Origin of the sequence: Accumulibacter sp. (assembly GCF_032229525.1) — a bacterium.
In the GTDB taxonomy this organism is placed as follows: Bacteria; Pseudomonadota; Gammaproteobacteria; order Burkholderiales; family Rhodocyclaceae; genus Accumulibacter.
Window position 1 is genome coordinate 1 of sequence record NZ_JAVTWB010000279.1, and the last position, 3,737, is coordinate 3,737.

A 3,737-nucleotide genomic window follows, 5' to 3' on the forward strand; every position below is an offset into this window, starting at 1 on the left:
GGCGGCATCGGTGTCGAATACTTCAGTTGCGGATCGGCCGGCGCGCCGGTGAGCACCTGCGCTTCGACCACCTGCGGCACGGCCAGCGAAAGGCCTGCCGAAAATGCCAGGACCAGTCCGTATGCTGCGGGCTTGTGTTTGTTCATCTGTGGCTCCTTTGTTGAACGGGGGTTGGTAAACAGCGAATGCCGGTAGCCCGCCCGACGGCCGCTTCAGGGCGTTGATCGGTAGAGTTTCTTCAGCGCCTGCTGGCCCGCAGCGGCAGCGTCGCGGCGACGGCAACAAATGCACGGCTGCGGCTCTTGTTGCACAAGGCGCCCGTGTTGATGAGGCTTCGGCCAGGGGACCAGAGCCGTCGAATCAATGCTACGGCGAGCCACGCGGCGCGTCGGTTGGGTTGTCGATCTCTGCGCTGCCCACGGCTGGCGCATCGAAACTGCCGCCCAGCGCCAGATGCAACCGGATACGGTTGGCGATCTGCTGGCCGCGCACGTGCACCAGGTTGGCCTCGGCGGCGATCTGATCGGACTGCAGGTTCGACACCCACAGCAGGTCTCGCTTGCCGGCACGGTACTGGATGGTGGCGATGCGCACCGCCTCGGCCGAATTGACCAGCGTGCCGGCGTCGAAGGGCAAGCGCCGCGACAGCATCTGCTCGTTGCCCAGGGCATTCTCTACCTCGCGGAAAGCACCGAGCAGCGCTGCGCCGTAGGCCGCCACCGCCTGCGCCTGCTGCGCGGTGGCGATCTGCACACGCGCCCGCAGCGCGCCGCCTTCGTAGATGGGGATAGACATACCAACGGCCGCCGAGGTCAGCCAGGGGTTCAGGCCCAGCGTCGCCAGCAAGGCGTCGCCCAGCCGGCCACCCAGCAGCGAAATCGACGCCCCCGGCAGCAGCGCCAGCTGCGCCGACTGCTGGCGGCGAAAGGCCAGCAGCAGCTGCTGCTGCGCCGCGAGGAGGTCGGGCCGACGATCGAGCAGTGAGGCGGGCGCGCCGGCTGCCACCGGTGGCGGCAATGCGGGATAGTCCTGCATGGCCTCGATCTCGGCCGCCGGGTAGCGCCCGATCAGCACTTCGAGCGCGCGACGTGCTTCGTCGTAGGCGGCCTGCGTCACCTGTACCTGGGCCCGGGCAACGTCGAGCTTGGCGCGGGTATCCGCCACGTCCAGGTTGGAATCCTTGCCGGCCGCACGGCGCACCTGCACCAGCGCCAGAAGTTCCTCATACACCTGAACCGCCCGGCGGGCGACCGCCAGCTGCTGGCGCGCTTCGCTGGCCAGGTACCAGGCCTTGGCGACGGTGGCGGCCAGCGACTGGCGCGCGTAGGCGTAATCCAGCGCCGAAGCTGCGGCGCCCGCTTCGGCGGCGGCGCGCTGCGCGCGCAGGCGGCCCCACAGGTCCAGCTCCCAGCCCACGCCGGCGTAGGCGATGGTGGAATTGGCGGAGCCATTGTTGGCGTTGTCCGTGGTGCGTGCACCGAGCTGGGCACCCACCATCGGCAGCATCCGTGCGCCGACGACGACCACCGCCTGCTGCGCGATGCGCACGCTTTCGGCGGCCTGCGCCAGATCACGGTTGTGAGCAATGGCCTCGGCCACCAGACGGTTGAGCACCGGGTCAGCGAAGCTCTTCAGCCAGTCGTCGGCCACCGCTGCCGACGCCGCCCGGGCCTGCCATGCCGACGGCACCGCGGTGCCTTGCGGCAGCGCCTCACGCAACACTTCGTCGGGCGCAGGTGGCGGGCCGAGCCCGCAGCCCGCCACCGCCGCGGTGATGGCGACGAGCAGGCCGATCCGTGCGCTGCGCGTCATGCCGTCATCCCGAGAATGGATAGATCCAGTTGAACCAGGAATAGGCCCGGATGCCGATCTTGCGCATCCACACAAAGGGGCTGTCAGGGTTGGTGAAGATAGTGGCACGGCCCTGCATGCCGATCGGGAACTTGGACTGCTCGGGGTCGTCGAGCCGGATGACCACCGCGAACTGCCCCTGCGGCACTTCGGCGGGCACGTAGTTAAAGGTGGGCAGCACGCCGCTGGGCAGCATCTGCCCGGCGCCGCTGCCCTGCCAGACGGCCTCGACCTTGCCGGTCCAGATCTGCCCGGGGTAGAGATCGAGCGCAGCTTCGGTGGGCTGGCCGGGTTTGACGTACTTCAGGTTCTCCTGAAAGAAATTGGCCAGCAGGTAGCGGTCGGCCGAGACGATGAACGAGGCGATGGCACCAAAACGCACCTCGCCGGCGACCATGCCCGGGCGCACCTGCAGGTTGATGATGTAGCCATCCTCCGGTGCCACCATCAAGGTGTTGTCGAGATAGAAGTGCGCCAGGGCGAGCTCGGCCTCGATGGCGGCGACGCTGGTGTTCACACCGCCAATGTCGCTGGTGGCACGCAGCCGGGCGCGCTGCTCGTCGGCCTGCGCTTCCACGATGCCCGCTTCGTTCGCCGCCACCTGCGCGGCCCATTTCTGCGCATCCTCCTCCGGCCCCGCGCCCTGCTTGGCCAGGCCAGCAGAAAGTTTCTGCTGATACTTCGCGTACGTGAGCTCGCTCTTGAGCCTCTTCACCTTCGCCGCCCCCGCCGCGACGTCGGCCTTGCTGATGCGCACGTCCTGTTTGGCCTTGGCTAGCTGCGCCTCGAGCTGCTGCACCTTCAACTGATAGGGGCGCCGGTCGAACTGGAATAGCGGCGCGCCCTTCTTTACCGGCACGTTCTGCTCGACCAGGACGGCGGTCACCAGCGTCGGCTCGGGCAACCGCGGGGTCAGCTGGATGGTGTGCTGGATCAGTCTCGCCTCGGTGGCGTAGGGCGTAACGAAACGCAGGCCAATCAGAAAAATGATCAGCAGATGCAGCCCGAAGAACGCCGACACCACGCCCCAGGCAATGGTGAACTTCAACCACTTGAACTTGAAAAAGACCAGCCAGACGATCGTAATGAAACCGAAGAGCATGACGAAACCAGCAATCATCGTCGTCGCTCCTCAGCTGTCGTCGCCGGCGCGCGGCGTGGCGGCTGGTAGCGGCTCGGCCGCGGGTCTGGCAGCCCCGGCCGGTTTCGGCTTGGGCTTGTCTTCGAGACGCGCAATCTCCTCGTCGATGGCCCGCGCTTCCTCGCGTGGGAAGCGCCGGATGTCGACGATGTCGGTGGGCTTGAAAGCCCAGATGAAAGCCTGCACCCAGGGGTAGATGGTCGGCAGCAACCCGGCCCAGCCAAGCAGTTTCACGGCCTCGGCTTCCGGGTGTTTGCGCGCGATGGCGATGCGCCCCGGCAGGCCGGCCAGCCAGACCAATGTCCCGACGCCGGCCGCACCCGCCAGGAACAAGGTAAGGAACGTCAGGTAGTCCCAGAAATCAATTTCGAATCCGAGCATGACTGCACTTCTCCTCGTGATATGGGGCGTGCGCGCGACAATCCGTTTGCCCTCGCCTGAAAAAAACCGGGCCGCTCCCTGCGGAGCGGCCCGGGTGGATCAACAAGCCAGATCGCGAACGCCAGCGTCTCGGCGCAAGGCTAGTGCGGCCCGGGTTGCACTCGCGTCAGCGGTTTCCCGTCCATCGCCTCGGAGCGCGCGCCTTCCAGCTTCTTGATGTCCTCAGGCGACAACTGCGGCCGGTCCACCTTGATCGTCAGCTTGTTCAGCTTGGCGGTGAGCGGGAACGGCGGCTTGTAGTCGGCATCGTTCACGCCGGTCAGCGTGTCGGAGCCGATGTCAAAGCTCTCGTCCCACTGCAGGA

4 protein-coding genes are annotated in these 3,737 nt (G+C 66.9%); all 4 read right to left on the bottom strand.

All coding sequences use genetic code 11. The features are described from left to right. Positions 1-366 precede the first annotated feature (366 nt). The gene (locus RUW20_RS21575) at positions 367-1,812 is read right to left on the bottom strand and encodes a TolC family protein (RefSeq protein WP_313954279.1); all 1,446 of its coding nucleotides are present in this window, start codon (positions 1,810-1,812) and stop codon (positions 367-369) included. Positions 1,813-1,816: 4 nt separating this feature from the next. Further along, complete coding sequence (locus RUW20_RS21580) at positions 1,817-2,899, bottom strand: biotin/lipoyl-binding protein (protein WP_313954280.1); 1,083 nt, start codon at positions 2,897-2,899, stop codon at positions 1,817-1,819. 84 nt (positions 2,900-2,983) lie between these two features. Beyond that, positions 2,984-3,373 (bottom strand): DUF3302 domain-containing protein, encoded by a 390-nt coding sequence (locus RUW20_RS21585; RefSeq protein WP_313954281.1) that lies wholly within the window; start codon positions 3,371-3,373, stop codon positions 2,984-2,986. Between the two features lie 140 nt (positions 3,374-3,513). After that, positions 3,514-3,737 (bottom strand): hypothetical protein (locus RUW20_RS21590; protein ID WP_313954282.1); only part of this gene is annotated, 224 nt, incomplete at its 5' end.